The sequence below is a fragment of the Mesorhizobium sp. ORS 3428 genome (assembly GCF_001854785.1).
Classification (GTDB): Bacteria; Pseudomonadota; Alphaproteobacteria; order Rhizobiales; family Rhizobiaceae; genus Mesorhizobium.
In genome coordinates, this window is the sequence record NZ_MDFL01000014.1 from 151621 (window position 1) to 172096 (window position 20476).

Here is a 20476-nt window from a genome sequence, read left to right on the forward strand (position 1 = left end):
CTGAATCCGCTATGATATATGAAAAATATATCAGGAGCTGCGCATTGATATCCATCGAAACGGGGGCGGCCTTCGAGCCGGTTGCGACCAAGGCCTATCGTGTGCTGGAGCACATGATCGTGACGCTCGAACTGGCGCCTTCGAGTTTCGTCACCGAGGGCGCGTTGATCGAGCGGCTGGGCCTGGGCCGCACCCCTGTGCGCGAGGCGATCCAGCGGCTGGCCTGGGAGGGTTYGCTGGACGTGAGACCCCGCGCCGGTATCGCCGTCGCGCCGCTTCACCCCGGCGACTGGCTGCGAGTCATCGACGCCAGGCGTGGCGTCGAGGTGGTGCTTGCCCGCTCCGCCGCCCGCTTCGTCACCCGCGAAGCCGCGGACCTGTTTCACGAAGCCGCCCTTGCCATGCAGAAGGCGGTGATCTCCGGCAACGTGCTTGCCTTCATCCAGGCCGACAAGGCGCTCGACGAAGCGCTGGCGATCGCAGCCGATAATCCGTTCGCGGCGCGCGTCGCCGCACCCCTGCAGACGCACAGCCGTCGGTTCTGGTTCCGCTACAAGGCAGACACCGGCCTGGCCGAGTCGGCCGAGCACCACGTTGCGCTGATCCGTTCGATCCTCGATGGCGACGAGGAGGCGGCCGCCAGGGACGCAGACAAACTGATGGCGCTGCTGCGCGGCCACGCCGAGGCGGCCGCGACACGCTGATCGGGGTATCTAGCCGCCCGGCTGCCCGACTGAGGTGGCCAGCGTGTCTTCCCATCCCTCACCGGCCGCCAGTATGCAGCTCTGGCCCTTTACGTCGGTCATCAGGATGGTCCAGGTTCCGCTTGCCGAGACGAACACCTCGAAGATGGCGGCTTCTCCGGCCACGCCGTAGCCGAGCCGTTTCTCCTCGAATGCCGTTGCCAGCCTTGCGACCAAAAGGTCGTGGCCGCCGCAGATGACTTGCGCCTTCGCGGGGAATGCCGGCAACGCCATCGCGACGCCAACCGCCGCCAGCTTGATCCATCGAAACGAAAATTTGCGTGCCATTGGGCACCTCCTTCGCCTAAGCATTCCGGCAAGGGAGGCACATTCGGCCGCCTCAGTGTGCCGGAATGCACCAGGCCGGATTGGACGTCTTCATCGCGTCACTCCTTCTGGTTTTCCGGTCTGTCGCAGGGAGCACATGGCTCCCTGGATTCGATATGGTGGGCCTCCTCACCATAAACAAGCGGGAGCGCGGTGGAGGGTTCCGTTGAGCGCGCGGACARCAAGAACCGTGGCGAGATGCCTGGCTCGGCCCTGCGGGTGTATCAGGCGCCCGGCATGGCCGCCCTGATGGAAGGGCTGTCCCAGCCTTCGCCGACGGAAAGGATGYAGCTCTGCCCCTTGGTGTCGGAGGCAAGCACGGTCCAACTGCCTTGGTCGGACACAAAGATCTCAAGCACCACGTTCGGATTGATCAGCCCGTGCCCGGCTTCGCTTTCATGGAACTTGTCGCCGAGCGCCTTGATGATGTCGGCGCGCGGTGCGCATTGCGCGGCCGCATTGGCTTGCGCGGTGCCGCCTAACACCGCCGCCGTCGCAAGGAACGTCGCCGCCATAAGAAATCGTGTCATCTGACACCTCCTCGCGCCAGGCGAGAAACCCCGGCTGCAACCGGCGCAGTTTGTTTGGCCTGCACAAATGGCAGGAATACAGGCTAAGGCGGATGGTGGCCTGTTGGTTCCATCTGACAGCAGAGGAATTATTAGAGAATCGGAAGATGCTCTCGGGACGCGCTGCGCCGGGAACCCATGGACCTAGAGTTGCGCTTCGCTTGGGGGCTTTGATGGTGACAGGCTTGCCCTCTGCATGGACGAGACGAGAGGCAAGCGGCCCTCCTCTGCAGGTCCATAAATGAAAGCGCGGTCTTGCAYCGCGCTTTCTCAGTGAAGTGGAATTTCGACCGATCGGTTCATCGTCGGGATGACGAATTCCGCACCGTCCTTGATGCCTGCCGCTCGCCCGCAGCCGCAACGCGGCGAGGACGCGCAAGCTGGAGATCGTCCGGTCAGTTCATCGTCGGGATGACGAATTCCGCGCCGTCCTTGATACCGGACGGCCAGCGCGAGGTGACCGTCTTGGTCTTGGTGTAGAAGCGGAACGCATCCGGGCCGTGCTGGTTGAGATCGCCGAAGGACGACGCCTTCCAACCGCCGAAGGTGTAGTAGGCGATCGGCACCGGGATCGGCACGTTGATGCCGACCATGCCGACCTGGACCCTGGAAGCAAAGTCGCGCGCGGCATCGCCGTCGCGGGTGAAGATGGCGACGCCATTGCCCATCTCGTGGTCGTTCGCGAGCTTCAGCGCATTCTCATAGGTCGGCGCGCGCACCACCGAGAGCACCGGGCCGAAGATCTCTTCCTTGTAGATGCGCATCTCCGGCGTCACGTTGTCGAACAGGCAGCCGCCCATATAGTAGCCGTTCTCGTAGCCCTGCATCTTGAAGCCGCGCCCGTCGACGACGAGCTTCGYGCCTTCCTTGACGCCGAGATCGACATAGCCCTTGACGCGCTCCAGCGCCTGCGCCGTCACCAGCGGGCCGAAATCGGCGGAAGAATCCGTCGACGGACCGACCTTCAGGCTTTCGACGCGCGGCACCAGCTTTTCCATCAGCCGGTTGGCGGTGTCGTTGCCGACCGGCACGGCTACCGAGATCGCCATGCAGCGCTCGCCGGCCGAGCCGTAGCCGGCGCCGACCAGAGCGTCGACCGTCTGGTCCATGTCGGCGTCGGGCATGATGATCATGTGGTTCTTGGCGCCGCCGAAGCACTGCACGCGCTTGCCGGCCGCGCAGCCGCGCGCATAGATGTACTGGGCGATCGGCGTCGAGCCGACGAAGCCGACGGCCTTGATGTCCGGATCGTCGAGGATGGCGTCGACTACTTCCTTGTCGCCGTTGACGACGTTGAGGATGCCTTCCGGCAGGCCGGCCTCGATGAACAGTTCGGCAATGYGGATCGGCACGCCCGGATCGCGCTCCGAAGGCTTCAGGATGAAGGCGTTGCCGCAGGCGATTGCCGGAGCGATCTTCCACAGCGGGATCATGGCCGGGAAGTTGAACGGCGTGATGCCGGCGACGACGCCGAGCGCCTGGCGCATCGAATAGGTGTCGATGCCGGGGCCGGCACCGTCGGTGAACTCGCCCTTCATCATGTGCGGCGCGCCGATGCAGACCTCGACCACTTCGAGGCCGCGCTGGATGTCGCCGCGCGCGTCGGCAATGGTCTTGCCGTGCTCGCGCGCCAGTATGTCGRCCAACTCGTCATAGTCGCGCTGAACCAGCTCGAGGAACTTCATAAGCACGCGCACGCGGCGCTGCGGATTGGTGGCGGCCCACTTGGGCTGCGCGGCCTTGGCATTCTCGACCGCGGCGCGCAGTTCCTGCGCCGAGGCCAGCGCCACGGTGGCGCGCACCGAGCCGTCCATCGGCTGCATCACATCCTGYTTGCGGCCGCTGGTCCCGGCGACGCGCTTGCCGCCGATGAAATGACCGTATTCGATCATGGTTTCTCTCCCTTTTGGTGATGGCGCATTGTCCGCCTTTGCGGCGGCGATGGYAACGCGAGCCAGAACGCAACCGTTGTGCGGAAAATAGACAACGGCAGCCGGACGTGCATTAATTGTCGCAAATAGCAGATATGTCGGTCGTTAGGATACCTAGGTTGAGCTTCGTCGCGCCCCCCTCTGTCCTGCCGGACATCTCCCCCACTTGGGGGGAGATTGCGCTCTCATTTTTGCTTTCGCCAATCGCCAACGTCGCAACAGATGAGCCGGCGGCGGAACCGCTGATCTCCCCCCTTGTGGGGGAGATGTCCGGCAGGACAGAGGGGGGCGCGAAGGAACGCGACTTTGACCGTTGTCACCAAAGTCACCCCCATGAATTGGGATGACGTGCGCATCTTCCTAGCAGTAGCGCGCGCCGGCCAGATCCTCGGCGCGGCGAAACGCCTGGAGCTCAACCACGCCACCGTATCGCGCCGCATTGCCGCGCTCGAGGAGGCGCTGCGCACAAAGCTTTTCCGCCGCCTGACCACTGGCAGCGAGCTGACGCCGGCCGGCGAGCGCTTCCTCGAAATCGCGGAGCGCATGGAAAGCGACATGATCGCCGCGCGCTCGACCATTGCCGGCGAGGGCGACGATGTTTCCGGCACGGTGCGGATCGGCGCGCCAGACGGTTTCGGCGTCGCTTTCCTCGCCAAGYGGCTCGGCGAGCTGACGGCGCTTCACCGCGAGCTGACCATCCAGCTGGTGCCCGTGCCGCGTTCCTTCTCGCTGTCGCGCCGCGAGGCCGATATCGCGATCACGGTCGAGCGGCCGACCGAGGGCCGGCTGGTGGCGGGAAAGCTAGTCGACTACACGCTCGGCCTGTTCGCGTCCCGTGCCTATGCCGAAGCCAACGGCCTGCCGAAGRCGGCGGCCGAGCTCGGCCTGCACACGCTGATCGGCTACGTGCCGGACCTGATCGTCAGCCCCTCTCTCGACTATGCCGCAGAGTTCAGCCCCGACTGGCGCTCGAGCTTCGCCATCTCCTCGGCGCTCGGCCAGGCGGAAGCGGTGCGTTCGGGCGCCGGCATCGGCATCCTGCACACTTTCGTCGCCCGCTCGATGCCGGAGCTCGTGCCGGTCGACATCGTCGCGCCGATACGCCGCGCCTACTGGCTGGTCTATCACGAATCGGTGAGGCCGCTGCGCCGCGTCCAGCTGGTCGCCAATTTCATCACCAGGGCGGTCGAGCGGGAAAGGAGCTTGTTCGTGTAGATCCGCCTTCAGGCCGCATCCTTCGCACCCGTCAAACGATAGCGCAACCGGCATGCCGCCTTGCGCTTGCCACAAAGTCGCGGAGTGTGGCAGCAACGCGCTTCGCCTTTCCACGGAAGAGCGCGAGGGGGACTTCTCGGAAAGCCGGCGCAGACATGCGAGCCATTCTTGCCATCCTGCCGCTGCTTTGCCTTTCCGATTGCGCAAACCCGTGGGCCAAGGTTCCCGAAGCCGAACTGCCGAAGCCGATCCGCTCTGCGATGGCCCGCCCCTCGCCCTTCGTCTTCGGCAATTACTGCGGGCCGGGAACCCGTACCGGCGACCTTTCGGCGAAGCCGGTGGACCGCCTCGACGCCGCCTGCCGCATCCACGACGCCTGCTATATCGCCCGGCATGATCATTGCGACTGCGATGGCGCGCTGATCGCCTCGGCACGGGCGATCCGCGACGACAGGACGGCGCCGAGGAAGATGCGCGGCGAAGCCGAGCTTTTGATCGCCACTTTCGCGCTTCCGGTCTGCAAGATCTTCCCGCAGGGCTTCATGCCGCCGCGCGACCCGGCCGAGCTCAAGGCCATGAACGGGGCGACCGGGTGAGCTCAAGCGCCGTTGCGACAAGGCTGCTGCTCGCACTGATGCTGGCCGCCCTGGCCAGTTGCGCCGGCATGCCCGGCCACTCGGCTTGCGCGTTCTTTCCGGGCGACGACGCCTGCGCACGTCTGCCCATCTCGGCGGACGGCGCCGGCGCCGAAATCGCGACGGCGCATTATTTCGCGGATGATGGCAATGCGGCCTATGAGAAGCAGTTCGAGGCGCTGCTGGCCCAAAGCCGGATCGACGCGCTCGACCGGGCCAACGGCACCGGCCGCTTCGGCCACGACTGGCGCGACGTCCTCAACGACGGCTTCCGGGCGACCTATCGGGGACTGCGGCGGCTGGCGAAGCCGCTCGACAAGACGGAGCTGCAACCTGCCGCGGGCAGACCGGGCGAAGGTCGTTTCACCGGTCGCTGGCGCATGTCGCGCCAGACGCTCTATCTCGACGCGGCTGCCCGGCCATCCGCCCCCAAGACCTTCGGCTTCTCCGGTCTGGGAGCGCGCTCGGTCGAGATCGTGCTCCTCCAAGCCGGCCGGCAACCGGTCGACATCGGCGGCACCTGCGATGGTCCCCTGGCGATGCGCGTGTCAGGCCGATCGCGCACGGTCGCCAAAGGTGCCCCCTTCCATCTCCGCCTGCCGGCGGCGGAGGCATCCGCCAGCCTTTTTCCGAGCCAGGCGCTCACCCGCTGCGACCTCCGCGTCAGTTCCGGCCTCGCGCCGGCCGGCGCGCCGCTGACCATACTGCGCGAGGAGACCGCCGACCCCTGGATCGCGGCGCTCGACAGCCGCTACGATCGCTGCCCGGTGCCCGATCCGGCCGGGCTCGAAGCACTCGACCGCGTCTTCTATGCCGGCCGCTGGCTGTCGCAGACCTGCGCGCTGCCGCTCGGATCGCCGACCCTGCTGCGCAAATCGCGCGACGGCTTCAACGCCAAGGTCGAGGCGCTGCTGGGCAAGACATTGCCCGACAGCGCCTTCGACAAGGCCGACCCGGAGCTGCCGCTCGACTTCTCCAACGCCCCGAAACTGAGGCTCATCTATCTGTCGTCATTGGAGTTCAAGGCGGATTTCTCCGGCCGCATCATGGAGCGACTGATCCGCCATCACGCGGCGCTCGGCACCAAGGTGCGCATCCTGGTGACCGACGTGCTGGAGCGCGAGAAGGACGATGCCCTGCTGCACCGGCTGGCGGCCGAATTTCCCAATGTCGCGCTGCAGGAATATCGCTGGCGCGCCGACCATGGCGCGCCGGTCGACGAGCAGTTTTCGCAGCTGCACAAGACGCATCACATCAAGATGCTGGCGACGCTGGCCGAGGAGCCGGGCCGCTCACGCGTCATCGTCGGCGGCCGCAACATCCATGACGGTTTCCTGTTTCACAGCCCTGTCGACCTGACGCGCTATCCTAAGCTTCAGCAATACGGCAAGATCGACGGCTTCTCGCTGAACTACTATTCCAATTGGAGCGACTTCGACATCGAGATCGCCGACCGCGCGACGGTCGAAACGCTGGCCGCGCATCTCTCGACTGTCTGGTTGCGCGATGCCGACACAAACATTTCCCGGCCGTTTTCCATTCCGGTGCGCTCCGGCGGACGACCCCAGGGCGCGGCGCGGCACTTCATTTCCGTACCTTACGAGGATGGCCATGCGCTCGAAAACTACTTCGTCGAACTGATCGACGCCGCCGCGCATCGGATCGAGATCGTCAACCCTTACCTCAATCTGACGCCCAGCCTTGCCCTGGCCTTCGACCGGGCGCTGGCCCGGGGCGTCAAGATCGACATCATCGGCCGCATCGATCTCAAGGGCGATATCGGCGGCAGGTTCCTCACCGCGCTCAACAAGCTGTTCGTCGAGCGATATGGCGACCGCATCAACATCCGCGAGTTCAAGGCGCCCGACGTGGTGCTGCATGCGAAGATCATGATGATCGACGAGCGGCTGGTGACCATCTCTYCGGTCAACCTCAACAACCGCAGCTTCTTCCATGACAGCGAGAACGGCATGGTGGTGCTCGATCCGGCTTTCTACCGCCGCATGAAGCCGGTCTATGACGACTATCTCGCCCATTCGCAGCCGGTCGCTTCCAATGTCACCATTGGCTGGGCCTACCGGGCGCTGTTCAGCGGGGCATGGGTCAGGCAGGCGTTCTGAACCACCTACTTGAGGTAGCGGTCCGGGCTGAGGTCGAGCGCGTTGATCTCCGGCACCCGGTTGGAGATGATGTCGGCAAGCACCCTGGCCGAGCCGCAGGCCATCGTCCAGCCAAGCGTGCCGTGACCGGTGTTGAGATAGAGGTTGGACAACTCGCTGCGCCCGATCAGCGGCGGCCCGTCCGGCGTCATCGGCCGCAAGCCGCACCAGAAACTCGCCGCCTTGAGATCRCCGCTGCCCGGAAAGAGATCGCCGACCGAATGTTCCAGCGTGCGGCGGCGCGACTCATGCAGGCGCAGGTCATAGCCGGAAATCTCCGCCGTGCCGCCGACGCGGATACGGTCGCCGAGCCTGGTGATCGCCACCTTGTAGGTCTCGTCCATGACGGTCGAGACGGGTGCTGCCTCGGCATTCGTGATCGGCACAGTGATCGAGTAGCCCTTGACCGGATAGACCGGGATCGGCCTTTTCAGATCGCGCATGAATTGCGGGGAATAGCTGCCCATCGCCATCACGAAGGCGTCCGCGGACCTCCACCCGCGATCGGTCAGGACGGTGGCAAAGCGGTTGCGGTCCCTCACCATGCGGTGGATCGTCAAGCCGTATTCAAAGGTTACGCCGCGCGCCACGCAAAGCTCGGCGAGCTTGTCGGTGAACATCTTGCAGTCGCCGGTCTCGTCGCCGGGAAGCCTCAAGCCGCCGACGAACTTCTCGCGCACGGCGGCGAGCGCCGGCTCGGCCGCGATGCAGCCGTCCCGGTCGAGGATCTCGTAGGGCACGCCGTATTTCTTCAACACCTCGACGTCGCCGCCCGTGCCGTCGAGCTGCTTCTGCGTGCGGAAGAGCTGCAGCGTGCCCTTGGCGCGTTCGTCATAGGTGATGCCGGTCGCTGCACGCAGCGCCTTCAGCGTGTCGCGGCTGTATTCGGCCAGCGGCACCATGCGCGACTTGTTGAGCGCATAGCGTTCGGCGGTGCAGTTGCGCAGCATCTTGAGCAGCCAGGACCACATATGCGGATCGAAGGCCGGCCGCACCACCAGCGGACCGTATTTCATCAGCAGCCATTTGATCGCCTTCACCGGAATGCCGGGACCGGCCCACGGCGAGGCATAGCCGGGCGATATTTCGCCGGCATTGGCGAAGCTCGTCTCCAGCGCCRGCCCCGGCTGTCGGTCGATCACCGTGACTTCGTGTCCGGCTTCGGCAAGGAAGTAGGCGGTGGTGACCCCGATCACGCCGCCGCCCATTACCAGGACTTTCATTCAATGCTCCCTCAAAGGCCGATCATGCCGCCGAAGGGCCCGGATCGTCCCCTTCTGTCTGCCGGATTCTGCCACGCCCGCCAAGGGGCGAATGATCGGCGGTGGCGCTGTACACGAGTCTAAGGCCGTGGGGTCGCTGCCCGGCAGCGTCCCGCGCTGCGCGCCGCGCGGCTTCCGGCTGGTAAGCCACCTCCTCGAGAAGGATCCGTTCGCCCTTGCCATCGGTCTGGACGGATTGGCCCGTCCTCATGCCGAGCAGGCAGAGGCCACGCCCTGTGCCGACCGGCAGGCCGAACCCGACCGGAACGGAGGCATCGCCAAGCACGAGCGTTCGCGTCTCTGCCGGACCGCCATCGACGCGGAAGATCACCCGGCTGTTCAGCGTGGCAACGTCAGGCTCGWCCGTGCCGAGGGGAATGACACTGCTCTCGGCGAGCTTGCGCTCGAGCATCRGCACGGCTGGATCGGCCAAGGCGCGCCGGCGCATCAGCATCACTTCGAGGACCGAGAAATCCTTCATGGTGAGACAATACACGGCCCTGGTCATGGCGCCCTCCGCGGAGAGGGTTGCTCGACGGCGTGGATGGCCGCTGAAAGCGCCCGGCCGTCACGGCTTCGCCAGCGGACCGTGCGGCCGGCGCGAACGCCGATCAGCGCCGTTCCGAGCGGCGTCAGCACCGAGATGCGTTTCTCGGCGATGTCGGCTTCCGACGGATAGACCAGCGTGACCCTTTGCACGCTTCCATCATCGTCGCGAAGCGTCACTGTCGAGCCCATCCGCACCACATCAGCAGGCATTGCGGATTCGGCCGCGATCCTGGCGCGATCCATCTCGGCAAGYAGGTCTTCGGCCATTTCGGGCGAACGATCCAGAAAGGCTCTGGCAAGGCCGCTCAGCCGGTCGTGATCCGCGTCGCTGACGACGATCTGGTTTCTGGAACGCGATTGCGTTGTTGTATGCATAGCAAACCTCATGGACTGGCGCATCGACGAACCAATGCGCGCTGCCGCCTGCTCAAAAGGCGGCGGACAAAAGCCTGCAGCCCGCAAAGGGCTGGCTGGGTGACGATGTCAAGAACTCAAACGCCCCGGCTCGGCGGACGCCAAAGCGACCGCGCCGGGGCTACGCTCCCGCGATAGGGCAAACCCTGAATAAGGTTCTGGTATGGGCGAGGATGCTCATGCCTCGAACCTTGCCGAGAAGCACCGGCTTGTCAAGCAAGGTGCCTCTCTGGAGCAATTCCGCGAAGCGCGCAGCGGTTTTCCCGGAATTGCGAAAACTCGAATATTTAGAATGGATCAGCGATCCGTCAAACGCTGAACCGGTCTAAATCAAGCCCGACATATCGGCGGTGAAAGCGCGCACCCAGGCTGGTCAGCACCTCGTAGCCGATGGTGCCGGAATGCGCGGCCGCATCGTCGACGCTTTGCGATGGGCCGATGAGCTCGACAAGGTCGCCCTCGCCCAGCCTGCCGGCCGGTAGTGCAGAAATGTCGAGGATGATCGAATCCATCGAGACGCGCCCGACGAAGGGCAGCCTCACGCCTTCGAACCAGGCGGCCGAAGCCGCACGCCGGTGCCAGCCATCGGCATAGCCGAGCGAGATCGTCGCCAGCCTGAGCGGGCCTCGCGCATGAAAGGTGTGGCCGTAGCCGACGCCGGTGCCTTGCCCGACGCTGCGCGTCTGGACCACCTTGGCCTGCAAGCGCACCACCGGCAGCATCGGGTTCGGATCGCCCGGYGTCGGATTGATGCCGTAGAGCGCGGCGCCCGGCCGGGCGAGATCGTAGTGGTAGGACGATCCGAGAAAGATCCCAGACGAATTGGCGAGCGAGGCCGGTGCCTTGGGCAGCATCCGGCGCAGCCGCTCGAAGGCCAGCCGCTGCGCTTCGTTGGCCGGATTGCGCGGCTCGTCGGCGCAAGCGAGATGGCTCATCACCAACCGGATATCGATGCCGTCGAAGGCATCCTTCGCAAGTGCCTCGACTTCGGCGGGCGGCATGCCGAGCCGCGACATGCCGCTGTCGACCTGGATGGCGRCCGGCAGCTTTCGACCGGCGGTCCGGGCCGCTTCGCGCCACGCCTTCAGTTGTGCGGTGCTGTTGATGACCGGATGAAGTCCGGCCGCGATCGCTTCCGATTCGGAGCCCGGCGGCAAGCCGTTCAGGACAAAGATGTCAGGTCCAGGCCCGAGCGTTCCGCGCAGCGCAATGCCCTCGCCGAGCAGCGCAACAAAGAAGATGTCGCATCCTTCCTCAATCAGCGCCGATGCCACCAGCGCAGCGCCGAGACCATAGCCGTCGGCCTTGAGCACGCCTGCGCAGCGGGCGCCCGCCAGCCGCGCCTTGAGACGGCGGTAGTTCTGACGAATGGCGCCGAGATCGATGGTCAGGATCGCRCCGGCTGCAGCTTCGCTGAGCATCGAGTTATCCGTGGYGGCCGCTTGCGGCAAAGGCGTTTTGGCGTCGCTGATCAAGGCGACCGCCCCGGATAAAGACTGTTTGCACTTGTTGCGCAGACGCGCGGTTGTCGACGCCGGCGCTGCCCCTCATCGCCCTGCCGGGCACTTGTCCCCGTATAGCGACGGGGAGAAGGGGCTGGCGGTAACCTCGGCGCCTTTCTTGTAACGCTGGAGATTGGCGGAACCGGCGATGACAGCACCCCTCTCCCCGTCACTATACGCGGAGAGGATGCCGGCAGGCAGGTGAGGGGCGGCGCTGACGCTCCGCTGATATGCGCTTGYCATGCGTCATTCATGTCCGCCTCTTATTGCGGCACATCGGCATCAATATCAATGGAGTCTGACCCCGAGCAGCGCGAACCCATCTGCTCAGCCGAACCTGACCGGGAGAGTTAGGGCATGCCTCCGGCACCCGCGACACTACGAGACCAGATGCTGGAATGCTGCCACCACCTGCTCGTAGACCTTGCGCTTGAACGGCACGATCAGGTCGGGCAGTTCCTGCATCGGCTGCCACGCCCATTGATCGAATTCGGCCTTGTGGTCGCCCGGCGGCGGATTGATCTGGATCTCGCTCTCGTCACCGTCGAAACGGTAGGCGAACCATTTCTGCGTCTGGCCGCGATAGCGACCCTTGAAGGCGACGCCGACCAAATGCGGCGGCAGGTCGTAGTTGATCCAATGCGGCGCCTCGGCGAGCAGCGAAACGCTGCGCATGCCGGTCTCCTCGTAGAGCTCCCGCCCTGCCGCCGTGAGCGGCTCCTCGCCGGTATCGATACCGCCCTGCGGCATCTGCCAGAGCTTTGTGGTGCCGGAAAACTCGCTGTCCGGCTCGGCGATGCGGTGCCCGACCCAGACCAGCCCGGCAGGGTTGAGGATCATCAGYCCGACGCAGGGACGATATGGCAGCGTCTCCGGATCGATCATTTTCTTGGACATCAGTAAAGATTTTCCAGCCTTTCGAGAATTCCGGCGAGACAGGTGGTGCTATCCCTTTTGCGGATCAATGGCGACCGCGGAAATCGGCACGATCTCGATGCCGCGCTTCTTTGCCTCGGCCACCCAGGATGTCACCGTGTCGACAGTGATATCGAAGGCCGAGCCGATGCCGACGGCGGTGCCCTTGGCCCGCGCCGTCGCCTCGAGGCTGTCCAGCTTCTTCAGGATCTCGCCGCGGTCCTGAACCGCGTCGATCGCCATGTCGCCGGCGACGAAGGGCACGCCGTCCTTCAGCGCAAGGTCGGGCGCCAGGCTCCGCGAGGACGACCCGTCGTCGATATAGGCAAGCCCTCGTTTCCCCAATTCGGCCATGAACGGTCCCATCGCGTTTGCATCGGCCGAAAAGCGCGCGCCCATATAGTTCATGACGCCGGTATAGTTGGTCGTCCTCGACAGCGCCCAGTGCAGGCTCTTCAGGTTCTCGTCCGGGCTCGCCGAGACCGTCAGCGTGTTGCGCCCCGGATTGACGTTCGGATAGTCGAAGGGCTCGAGCGGTATCTGCATGACGATCTCGTGCCCGCTCTGCCGCGCCGCCTTCATCCAGCGGTCGATGCTGTTGCCCTGCGGCGCGAAAGCCAGCGTCACTTCGGCCGGCAATTTGGCGATGGCCGCCTGCGTGCCGGTCTGCGAGACGGCGAGCCCGCCGATCACGATCGCCACGCGGGCGCCGCGCGCGCCGGACCATGGCCGCGCATAGACGTCGAACGGCCGCCTGCCGTCCGCGGAACGGATCGGCAGCGGGCCGCTGTCGCCGGCCTCGATCAGCGCCCGGTCCGGGATATGCGCGACCTTCAGGTTCTGGCCGAGCGTGGAAGGATCTCGGATGACGATCCCCGCTTTCGGCGGGCCATCGCCCTCTTCGGTCTGCACGTGGATGATCTGCGGGCCACCGCTCTTCATCGGGGTGCTGGGTTTGGGGGTCGCTGCCGCTACTTCGGTCCGCGCTGGCGCCGGGGCCGGCGCGGGCGTTGGCGCTACGGTCACCTTCGGCGTCGAAACGGCTATCTCTTCAGGCTTGCGAAAAGGCTTTTCACGCAGCGCGATCGCCCCGGAGACGCCGGCCACCGCAAGCACCGCGAGCGTGGCGACAAGTGTACTGGTGCTGATGCCGCGCGAAGCGGAGCGCTGAGGCCGGATCGTCTGTCCGAGTGGGCGTTCGATATCCTTGCCGATGTCAGCCAAGCCGCAGCCCCAAGCCCRTGACGCAATCACCGAAACGATCACGTGCGAATTCAAATCCATTCGCGCGCCCGGCGCGTGCTCTCCGAATCAAACTGCCGGAACCTCGCGGTCCCGGCAGCATTGCATTGCTTCGCTCGGTCGGCCAGTGGCTGGCCGTCCGGCCTTTACTGGTTCATCACAGCCTTGTCCGGGTTCGGCGGGAACGCCGGATCGGTCTTTTGGCCGCGCAGCAGCTGCTCGGCATAGATCAGCTGCAGATCGTTCTTCGGGTCCGGCGGCACATAGGCGGCCGAGCCCGAACCGGTGGAGCTCTCGTCGGCRCCCTTGATGTGGCCCTTGAGATCGGATTCACCGCGGGTCAGGTCGCGGCCCTGCAGGTCCGGCGGCAGCGGCTGCTCGACCTTGATGTCAGGCGTGATGCCCTTGCCCTGGATCGACTTGCCGGACGGCGTGTAATAGAGCGCCGTGGTGAGCCTGAGCGCGCCATTTTCGCCGAGCGGGATGATGGTCTGCACCGAGCCCTTGCCGAAGGACTGCGAGCCGACCACGGTGGCGCGGCGCAGGTCCTGCAGCGCGCCGGCGACGATCTCGGACGCGCTCGCCGAGCCGCCATTCACCAGCACGATCAGCGGCTTGCCGTTGATGTCGTCGTTCTGCTTCGGCTTGGCGTCGAAACGGGTGACGTCCTTCGGGTCGCGGCCGCGGGTCGAGACGATCTCGCCGCGCTTCAGGAACGCATCCGACACGCTCACCGCCTGGTCGAGCAGGCCGCCCGGATTGAGGCGCAGGTCGAGCACATAGCCCTTCAGCTTGTCGTTCGGCACCTGCTTCTTGATGTTCTCGATGGCGTTCTCGAGGTCGTCATAGGTCTTCTCGGTGAAGGAGGTGATCTTCATGTAGCCGACGTCGTTCTCGACGCGGTACTTCACCGCCTTAACCTTGATGATGTCGCGCACGACCGTCAGCTCGATCGGCTTGTCGGCGCCCTGGCGCAGGATCGTGAGCTTGATCGGCGTGTTGACCGGCCCGCGCATCTTCTCGACCGCGTCGTTGAGGGTCAGGCCGCGCACCTCCTCGCCGTCGATCTTGGCGATGTAGTCRCCCGCCAGCACGCCCGCCTTGGCGGCCGGCGTGTCATCGATCGGCGTGATCACCTTGACCAGGTCGTTTTCCATGGTGACCTCGATGCCGAGGCCGCCGAACTCGCCCTTGGTCTGCACGCGCATATCCTGCGCCTGCTCCGCATTCATGTAGGAGGAGTGCGGGTCAAGCGAGGCCARCATGCCGTTGATGGCGTTCTCGACGAGCGACTTGTCGTCCGGCGGCGTCACATATTGCGCGCGCACCCGCTCGAAGATGTCGCCGAAGATCGCCAGCTGCTTGTAGGTCTCTGAACCCGCAGCATTCGCCGCCGAKCCGGGTGCGCCGTAGACCAGGCTCATTGCCGAAGCGCCCATCAGCGCGCCAGCAAACAGAAGCGACAATTTCCGCATCATTTCACGTCCTTCCAGAAAATCGGYCCGCCCACCAAGGTGCCGGATCGACGGGTTTTCCATCCTTGCGGAACTCCACATAGAGCTCCGGCGTCGCATTTCCATTCTGCGAAGCCGAGGTGCTTGCCACCCGGRCCTCTCCCATCGCGCCGATCGGTTCTCCTGCGAGCACCGACTGTMCAGTCGCGACGCTGATTCTGCTCATCCCCGCCAGAACGACATGATACCCGTCGCCCGCATTGAGGATCAAGAGTTGACCATAGGAGCGAAACGGCCCCRCATAAAGCACGTTTCCATCCGCCGGTGCGGTGACGATGGCTCCCGATTGTGTCGCAACCATGTCACCCTGCATCATCGCGCCATTGCCGTCGTCGGTGCCGAAGCGCCGTTTGATCTTGCCGATGACCGGCAGCGCGATCTGGCCCTGCAGTGCCGCGAATGGCGCCGAGGCGGTCAAACGATTGCCTTCAGGCACCGGCTGCGGGGCGGGCTCGCTCGTGGACGCCGTTGTGTCGCTGTCCGCCGATTTTCGCTCGGCAGCCTTGGCCTGCTCGGCTGCCTTGCGCGCCTTGTCGGCTTCGAGCGAGGCGATGAGGTCCTTGAGGCTGCTTGCCTTGGCCRCCAGCTGCTGCGAGTGCTGCTGCTCGGCGGCTAAAGCCGTCTCCGTCTGGGCCTGCAGCTTCTGCTTGGCTTCCAAAAGCATGGTGAGCCGCTTCTTTTCCGCCGTCTGCTCCGTCACGGCGCTGGTGAGCCGCGCCCGTTCGGCCTCGATCGACGCGGTCACCCGGGTCTGCTCCTTGAGATCGGCAACCAGCCTGTCGGTCTGCTGGCGCAGCTCCGGCACCACGGCGCCGAGCAGGATGGCGCTGCGCACCGACGACAGCGCGTCCTCGGGCTTGACCAGGATCGCCGGCGGCGGGTTGAGCCCCATGCGCTGCAGGGCGCCGAGCACTTCGGCAAGCACGTCGCGGCGCGCGGCGAGCGAGGCGCGCAGCTTTTCTTCCTCCGCCTTCAACCCTTCCAGCTTGGCGCCGATGTCCTCGATGTCCTGGCCGAGCTTCTGCTCGGTCATGGCCGACTGGATGAGCGCCGCGCTGATCGAGGCATGGTCCTTCTTCACCGTCGCGACATCGGCGGCGAGCTTGGCCATCCGCTCGGACGAGAGGGTGATTTCCCTGGAAACCTGCTCATACTCGGCCCGGCTCCGGTCGGGATCGGGCGCGCGGTCGAGCGCGTTTTCCGCCGCCCGGGCCGGCCCGAGCGCAATCAGGGCGGCGACGAGGGTCAAGCCGCAGCGGCTGCGCCAGGCGCGCGTTCTGAAATTCCAGCCTTCAGACATCAGGCCTCGACTCTAAACGCCGCTTCGTTAACGAACTATCAACCATGATGAAAGGGCCTGCGATGGCTTGATGATGTCGCGCCATTGGGGCGGAAATCCGGGCAAGAGGCCGTGACCCCCAGCTTTCGGCCGGGATCTGACGACCAACGGCTCACGCGCGGTGGTAGGGATGTCCGGACAGGATGGTCGCGACCCGGTAAAGCTGCTCGCCCAGCATGACGCGTACAAGCTGATGCGGCCAGGTCAGGGCTCCGAACGACAGCACCAAGTCGGCCTGCTCGCGCAAGGATTTGTCATGCCCGTCGGCGCCGCCTATGGCGATGACTAGCGCCTTGCGGCCGCCGTCGCGCAACTGCCCGATGCGGGCGGCCAGATCCTCCGACGACAGGGTCTTGCCGCGCTCGTCGAGCAGGATCAGCACGGAGCCGGGCTGCAGCTGGGACTGCAGCTTCTGGCCCTCCTCGCGGCGGCGCTCGTCGGCACTCTGTCCGCGGCTTTCAGGGATCTCGAGAATRCCGGTAAATTCCAGGCCGATCGCAGGCCCGCTCTTGGCGAAGCGTTCGAAATAGCGGTCGGCGAGTTCTCTCTCGGGGCCGGTCTTCATCCGGCCCACGGCATGAACGGTAATCTTCATCCTCGCCCCGGCGAGCCTTCACTCGGTGCCGCACCGCAATGGTCGCGGCACGCGATATGGCTCAGTGCAAGGTCTCTTCTTCGAGGTCCGGCGCCTGCCACATCTTCTCGAGATTGTAGAATTCGCGGACTTCTGGACGGAAGACATGGACGATGATGTCGCCCGAATCGATCAGGACCCAGTCGGCGCTGGCCAGTCCCTCGACGCGCGCCATGCCGAGGCCGGCATCCTTGAGCGCCTTGAGGAGATGATCGGCAACAGCCGAGACATGGCGGTGCGATCGGCCGGATGCGAYGACCATATAGTCGCCGAGGCTCGATTTACCCTGGATGTCGATTGAGACGATGTTTTCGGCCTTGGAGTCTTCCAGACTGGCAAGGACTGTTTTGATGGCAAGGGAGGCAGYATCGTTTCCGCTGATCCCGGCCGGCGAAGGCACGATATCGGCCTTCTTCCGCAGTGCTGTTCTCAGTGTGTTTCCTTTCCCAATAAGAACAACCAAATCACCCGGCAAAGCGGGTGACACCACTTAGATAGGCAGAGTTCCATTGCAGTTTCAAGACGGGTGCCCCTGCCCGAGCCAACGCGGCGCGGTTCGGCAGGTTCCGTAGTCCCGAAAAAATCGGAACCCTTTGCGCTCGGCACGGGTTATYGGCTGACCGACCGACGGGACTTCATCCATGCCGACCGACCCGCAACACGCACTTCTCACCCTCCAGGACGGACTTGCGCAGCTCAGCACGCTCATCGTCTCCTATGCCTTTTCTGCAATAGGCGCCGTCATCCTCCTGGTCGTCGGCTATCTCGTCGCCGGTCTTGCCGAGCGCTCGATCTACGCGGGCCTTGGCCACATCCAGGGCTTCGACGTAACGCTCCGCCAATTCTTTTCGAAGATAGTCCGCTACGCCATCCTTATCCTTGTCGTCATCATGGTGCTCGGCCAGTTYGGCGTGCAGACGGCATCGATCATCGCCGCCATCGGCGCCGTCGGCCTGGCTATCGGGCTGGCGCTTCAAGGCACGCTGCAGAACATCGCCGCCGGCATCATGCTGCTTGCCCTGAGGCCTTTCYGCATCGGCGAAAATGTCGAGGTCGGCTCGATCGCCGGGACGATCGAGGAGATCGGCCTGTTCGCCACCAGGCTGCGCACGGTCGACGGCATCTACATCCTGGCGCCCAACCAGACGCTGTGGAACCAGCCGGTGCGCAACTTCACCCGCAACGGTGTGCGCCGCACCGACATCACGCTCAACATCGGTTCATGGAACGACATCGACCGCGGACAGAGGACGCTGCTTGCCGCCGCCAGTACCGACAAGCGCATCAGTCGCGAGCCCAAGCCGATCGCCTTCGTGGCGGGCCTCGGCGACAGCACGGTTTCGCTCACGCTGCGCTATTGGACATCGGCGGCCGACTACGTCGCCACCCAGGCCGACATGACCAAGCGCGCCAAGCAGGCCTTCGACAGCGAAGGCATTTCGATCCCGTTGCCGCCGCCCGAGGCGCCGCCGCCGGAGGCTCGCAGGCATCAGTAGGGCAGTTGCGAGGCGGTCAGAATTTCAATCGTTGCTCCGCCGCGGCTCATCGTCGTCCGGCGCGAAGGCAAGCTCCACCGGCAAGGGCGCCTGCGCGCTCATCGGCGCGAAGCTGCCCGTCGCGATTGCGGGAGCCGGCCGCGCCGCAAACACCCGCCACAGCACGAACAGGCAGAAGGCCGAGGCGATGAAGATGCCGACATAGATGAAGGTCTCGGTGCCGAAGACGGCGGAAAGCGCCGTCACGATGCCAGGCACCACGAAGCCGGACAGCGACCAGGCAAAGAGCAGCGAGCTCGACAGGGCGAGCAGCTCGTCCTTGCCGGCGCGGTCGGCGGCATGWGCGCTGGAGAGCGAATAGATCGATTCCGAGGCTCCGTCCCAGATCAGATAGATCACCGCAAGGATGGCCAGCGCGCCGCCGTCGAAGCCGATGGCAAGCACGCTCGCGACGACCGCAAGAGCCGCGGCGCCCGCCAGCACGTAGCGTCGGTCGGTGCGGTCCGAAATCCAGCCGAGCGGCACCTGCAGGATCAGCGTGCCGATCGGCATTGCCGACAAAAGCAGCGCCACATCCGCCTGGCTGTAGCCCTTGGCCGTGGCATGGATCGGCGCGAAACCGGAAATGCTCATCGACAGGCCGCCGACCGCCAGCATGCCGACGACGCCGACCGGCGAGATCTTCCAGGCAAGCCCCAGAGCCACGGAAGCAGCTTGAGGTGGCGGCGGCTGGGCAAGCCGCGTCATGCCGACCGGCAGGATCGATAAGGCTGTGAAGGTGATGCCGATCAGCGGCACGGCCGCGGTCAGGATATCGACTGTGGCGAGCGTCGCGTAGCCGACGCCGAGGCCCGCGACGTAGGCGACATAGAAAACCGCCATGATCCGGCCGCGTATCGCATTGGGCACGGCATCGTTGAGCCAGCTCTGCGCGACGATGAAAATGCCGCAGATTGCGAAGCCGTAGAGCGCCCGCGCCGCGATCCACAGCAGCGGCATCGGACCGGCGCCGATCGCGGCATTGGAAAGCGCAATCAGCGCCGAAAGCACCATGAACGCGCGGGCGTGGCCAACCCTTCTGACCAGAGGCCCRGTCAGGATGCAGCCGGCGAGCCCACCGGCCGAGAGTCCCGTGACGATCAGCCCGGCCCAGGTCGGATCGAAGCCGTCGACACCGAGACGCACGGGGATGTAGGCGAACATCAGCCCGTTGCCGATCGCAATCAGCGCCATAGACACGATGACGCTGGCAATGGCGATCAGCGGCGCCGATTGCGCGGCTTGTCCCAGATCCGTGGTGGTGGGGCTCTTCTCCAGCATGCCTTGCCAACATCGCTCGCCGGAGGGCGAAAAGCAGCCACAAAAGCGACATGGCCAGGCTTCCCTTGTGGGAAGATGCTCAGCCCTTTGTGGCGTTGCGGATCGCAGTGGAGGAGAGCGAGGAACGCGGACCGTGGATGAAGGTCCAGGCCGGCGCCCGCATGCGGGCCAGCCGCGGCGCATCGCCCTCGTCGATGCGGGCATAATCGAAGGTCTTGGCGACGACCGACGACAGGAAGGAGAGCGTGGCGCCCGGCCGGTCGATGACCGCGATCGGGAAGGTGAGCACGATCTCGCGCCAGCGCTGCCAGTGGTGGAAGTCGCGCAGCGAATCCGCGCCCATGATCCAGACGAAGTCGACGCCCGGGTTGCGTGCCTTGACCAGTGCCAGCGTGTCGGCGGTGTAGCGGACGTGATGCGCCGCCTCGAATGCGGTGACCTTGATCTTCGGATTCTTGGCGATCTTTTCAGATAGCGCGACGCGCTCGGCGAGCGGCGCCAGCTCGCGTGCGCTCTTCAGCGGATTGCCGGGCGTCACGATCCACCACAGCTGGTCGAGCGCCAACCTTCTCAGCGCGATCTCGGCGACCAGCGCATGGCCGGCATGCGGCGGGTTGAAGGAACCGCCGAACAGGCCGACGACCAGGCCCTTTCCGGCATGCGGCATACGGAGATAGCGGGTGGGAACGGGTTGTTCAGGTTGGGAAAGC

Annotated in this window: 20 protein-coding genes; 5 read left to right on the forward strand and 15 right to left on the reverse strand. The window is 65.2% G+C overall.

Annotation, left to right across the window (positions count from 1 at the left end):
- The first annotated feature begins 11 nt into the window (after window positions 1-11).
- Window positions 12-704 carry a GntR family transcriptional regulator gene (locus ORS3428_RS04655; RefSeq protein WP_071095035.1) on the forward strand — a complete coding sequence of 231 codons (693 nt, stop codon included), beginning with the start codon at window positions 12-14 and terminating at the stop codon, window positions 702-704.
- A gap of 9 nt (window positions 705-713) precedes the next feature.
- Here ORS3428_RS04655 and ORS3428_RS04660 read toward each other — a convergent pair whose 3' ends face one another.
- The 3 genes from ORS3428_RS04660 to ORS3428_RS04670 form a co-directional block, all read right to left on the reverse strand.
- Window positions 714-1031: a hypothetical protein gene (locus tag ORS3428_RS04660; protein ID WP_071095037.1), complete on the reverse strand. Its 318-nt coding sequence runs from the start codon at window positions 1029-1031 to the stop codon at window positions 714-716.
- A 263-nt stretch (window positions 1032-1294) separates the two neighbouring features.
- Window positions 1295-1600, reverse strand: coding sequence for a hypothetical protein (locus ORS3428_RS04665; protein ID WP_071095039.1), 306 nt, complete (start codon window positions 1598-1600; stop codon window positions 1295-1297).
- 434 nt (window positions 1601-2034) lie between these two features.
- Window positions 2035-3531 (reverse strand): CoA-acylating methylmalonate-semialdehyde dehydrogenase, encoded by a 1497-nt coding sequence (locus ORS3428_RS04670; RefSeq protein ID WP_071095041.1) that lies wholly within the window; start codon window positions 3529-3531, stop codon window positions 2035-2037.
- A 372-nt stretch (window positions 3532-3903) separates the two neighbouring features.
- Here ORS3428_RS04670 and ORS3428_RS04680 point away from each other — a divergent pair, with 372 nt between their 5' ends.
- The 3 genes from ORS3428_RS04680 to ORS3428_RS04690 all read left to right on the forward strand — a co-directional run bounded on the left by ORS3428_RS04680 (window position 3904) and on the right by ORS3428_RS04690 (window position 7540).
- A complete protein-coding gene (locus tag ORS3428_RS04680) occupies window positions 3904-4785 on the forward strand; it encodes a LysR family transcriptional regulator (RefSeq protein WP_071095046.1) in 882 nt (293 codons plus the stop codon).
- Between the two features lie 155 nt (window positions 4786-4940).
- A complete protein-coding gene (locus ORS3428_RS04685; protein ID WP_071095048.1) occupies window positions 4941-5381 on the forward strand; it encodes a hypothetical protein in 441 nt (146 codons plus the stop codon).
- A gap of 38 nt (window positions 5382-5419) precedes the next feature.
- Window positions 5420-7540 (forward strand): phospholipase D-like domain-containing protein, encoded by a 2121-nt coding sequence (locus ORS3428_RS04690; protein ID WP_071095133.1) that lies wholly within the window; start codon window positions 5420-5422, stop codon window positions 7538-7540.
- A 5-nt stretch (window positions 7541-7545) separates the two neighbouring features.
- On the opposite strand, the gene ORS3428_RS04695 is transcribed toward ORS3428_RS04690, so the two are convergent.
- From ORS3428_RS04695 to rsfS, 10 genes are all read right to left on the reverse strand, one after another.
- A complete protein-coding gene (locus ORS3428_RS04695; RefSeq protein ID WP_071095050.1) occupies window positions 7546-8802 on the reverse strand; it encodes a D-amino acid dehydrogenase in 1257 nt (418 codons plus the stop codon).
- A gap of 22 nt (window positions 8803-8824) precedes the next feature.
- Window positions 8825-9349: a nucleoside-diphosphate kinase gene (locus tag ORS3428_RS04700; RefSeq protein WP_071095052.1), complete on the reverse strand. Its 525-nt coding sequence runs from the start codon at window positions 9347-9349 to the stop codon at window positions 8825-8827.
- On the reverse strand, window positions 9346-9765 hold the full coding sequence (rnk, locus tag ORS3428_RS04705) for a nucleoside diphosphate kinase regulator (RefSeq protein WP_071095054.1): 420 nt from the start codon (window positions 9763-9765) through the stop codon (window positions 9346-9348). The genes ORS3428_RS04700 and rnk overlap by 4 nt, the downstream gene beginning before the upstream one ends.
- Window positions 9766-10112: 347 nt before the next feature.
- Complete coding sequence (alr, locus tag ORS3428_RS04710) at window positions 10113-11225, reverse strand: alanine racemase (RefSeq protein ID WP_071095056.1); 1113 nt, start codon at window positions 11223-11225, stop codon at window positions 10113-10115.
- Between the two features lie 459 nt (window positions 11226-11684).
- Window positions 11685-12203, reverse strand: coding sequence for an RNA pyrophosphohydrolase (locus tag ORS3428_RS04720; RefSeq protein ID WP_071095060.1), 519 nt, complete (start codon window positions 12201-12203; stop codon window positions 11685-11687).
- Window positions 12204-12251: 48 nt separating this feature from the next.
- Window positions 12252-13445 carry a divergent polysaccharide deacetylase family protein gene (locus ORS3428_RS04725; protein ID WP_071095135.1) on the reverse strand — a complete coding sequence of 398 codons (1194 nt, stop codon included), beginning with the start codon at window positions 13443-13445 and terminating at the stop codon, window positions 12252-12254.
- Between the two features lie 164 nt (window positions 13446-13609).
- Window positions 13610-14941: a S41 family peptidase gene (locus ORS3428_RS04730; protein WP_071095063.1), complete on the reverse strand. Its 1332-nt coding sequence runs from the start codon at window positions 14939-14941 to the stop codon at window positions 13610-13612.
- 1 nt (window position 14942) lies between these two features.
- On the reverse strand, window positions 14943-16277 hold the full coding sequence (locus ORS3428_RS04735) for a murein hydrolase activator EnvC family protein (RefSeq protein WP_071095065.1): 1335 nt from the start codon (window positions 16275-16277) through the stop codon (window positions 14943-14945).
- A 151-nt stretch (window positions 16278-16428) separates the two neighbouring features.
- Complete coding sequence (gene rlmH / locus ORS3428_RS04740) at window positions 16429-16911, reverse strand: 23S rRNA (pseudouridine(1915)-N(3))-methyltransferase RlmH (protein ID WP_071095067.1); 483 nt, start codon at window positions 16909-16911, stop codon at window positions 16429-16431.
- A 61-nt stretch (window positions 16912-16972) separates the two neighbouring features.
- A complete protein-coding gene (gene rsfS, locus ORS3428_RS04745) occupies window positions 16973-17350 on the reverse strand; it encodes a ribosome silencing factor (RefSeq protein ID WP_071095069.1) in 378 nt (125 codons plus the stop codon).
- Window positions 17351-17591: 241 nt separating this feature from the next.
- Between rsfS and ORS3428_RS04750 the strand changes: the two genes are divergently transcribed.
- Complete coding sequence (locus tag ORS3428_RS04750; protein ID WP_071095072.1) at window positions 17592-18446, forward strand: mechanosensitive ion channel family protein; 855 nt, start codon at window positions 17592-17594, stop codon at window positions 18444-18446.
- Window positions 18447-18470: 24 nt separating this feature from the next.
- On the opposite strand, the gene ORS3428_RS04755 is transcribed toward ORS3428_RS04750, so the two are convergent.
- Both ORS3428_RS04755 and ORS3428_RS04760 read right to left on the reverse strand, forming a co-directional pair.
- A complete protein-coding gene (locus ORS3428_RS04755; RefSeq protein WP_071095074.1) occupies window positions 18471-19766 on the reverse strand; it encodes an MFS transporter in 1296 nt (431 codons plus the stop codon).
- Between the two features lie 79 nt (window positions 19767-19845).
- Complete coding sequence (locus ORS3428_RS04760; protein ID WP_071095076.1) at window positions 19846-20433, reverse strand: nicotinate-nucleotide adenylyltransferase; 588 nt, start codon at window positions 20431-20433, stop codon at window positions 19846-19848.
- Window positions 20434-20476: the final 43 nt, after the last annotated feature.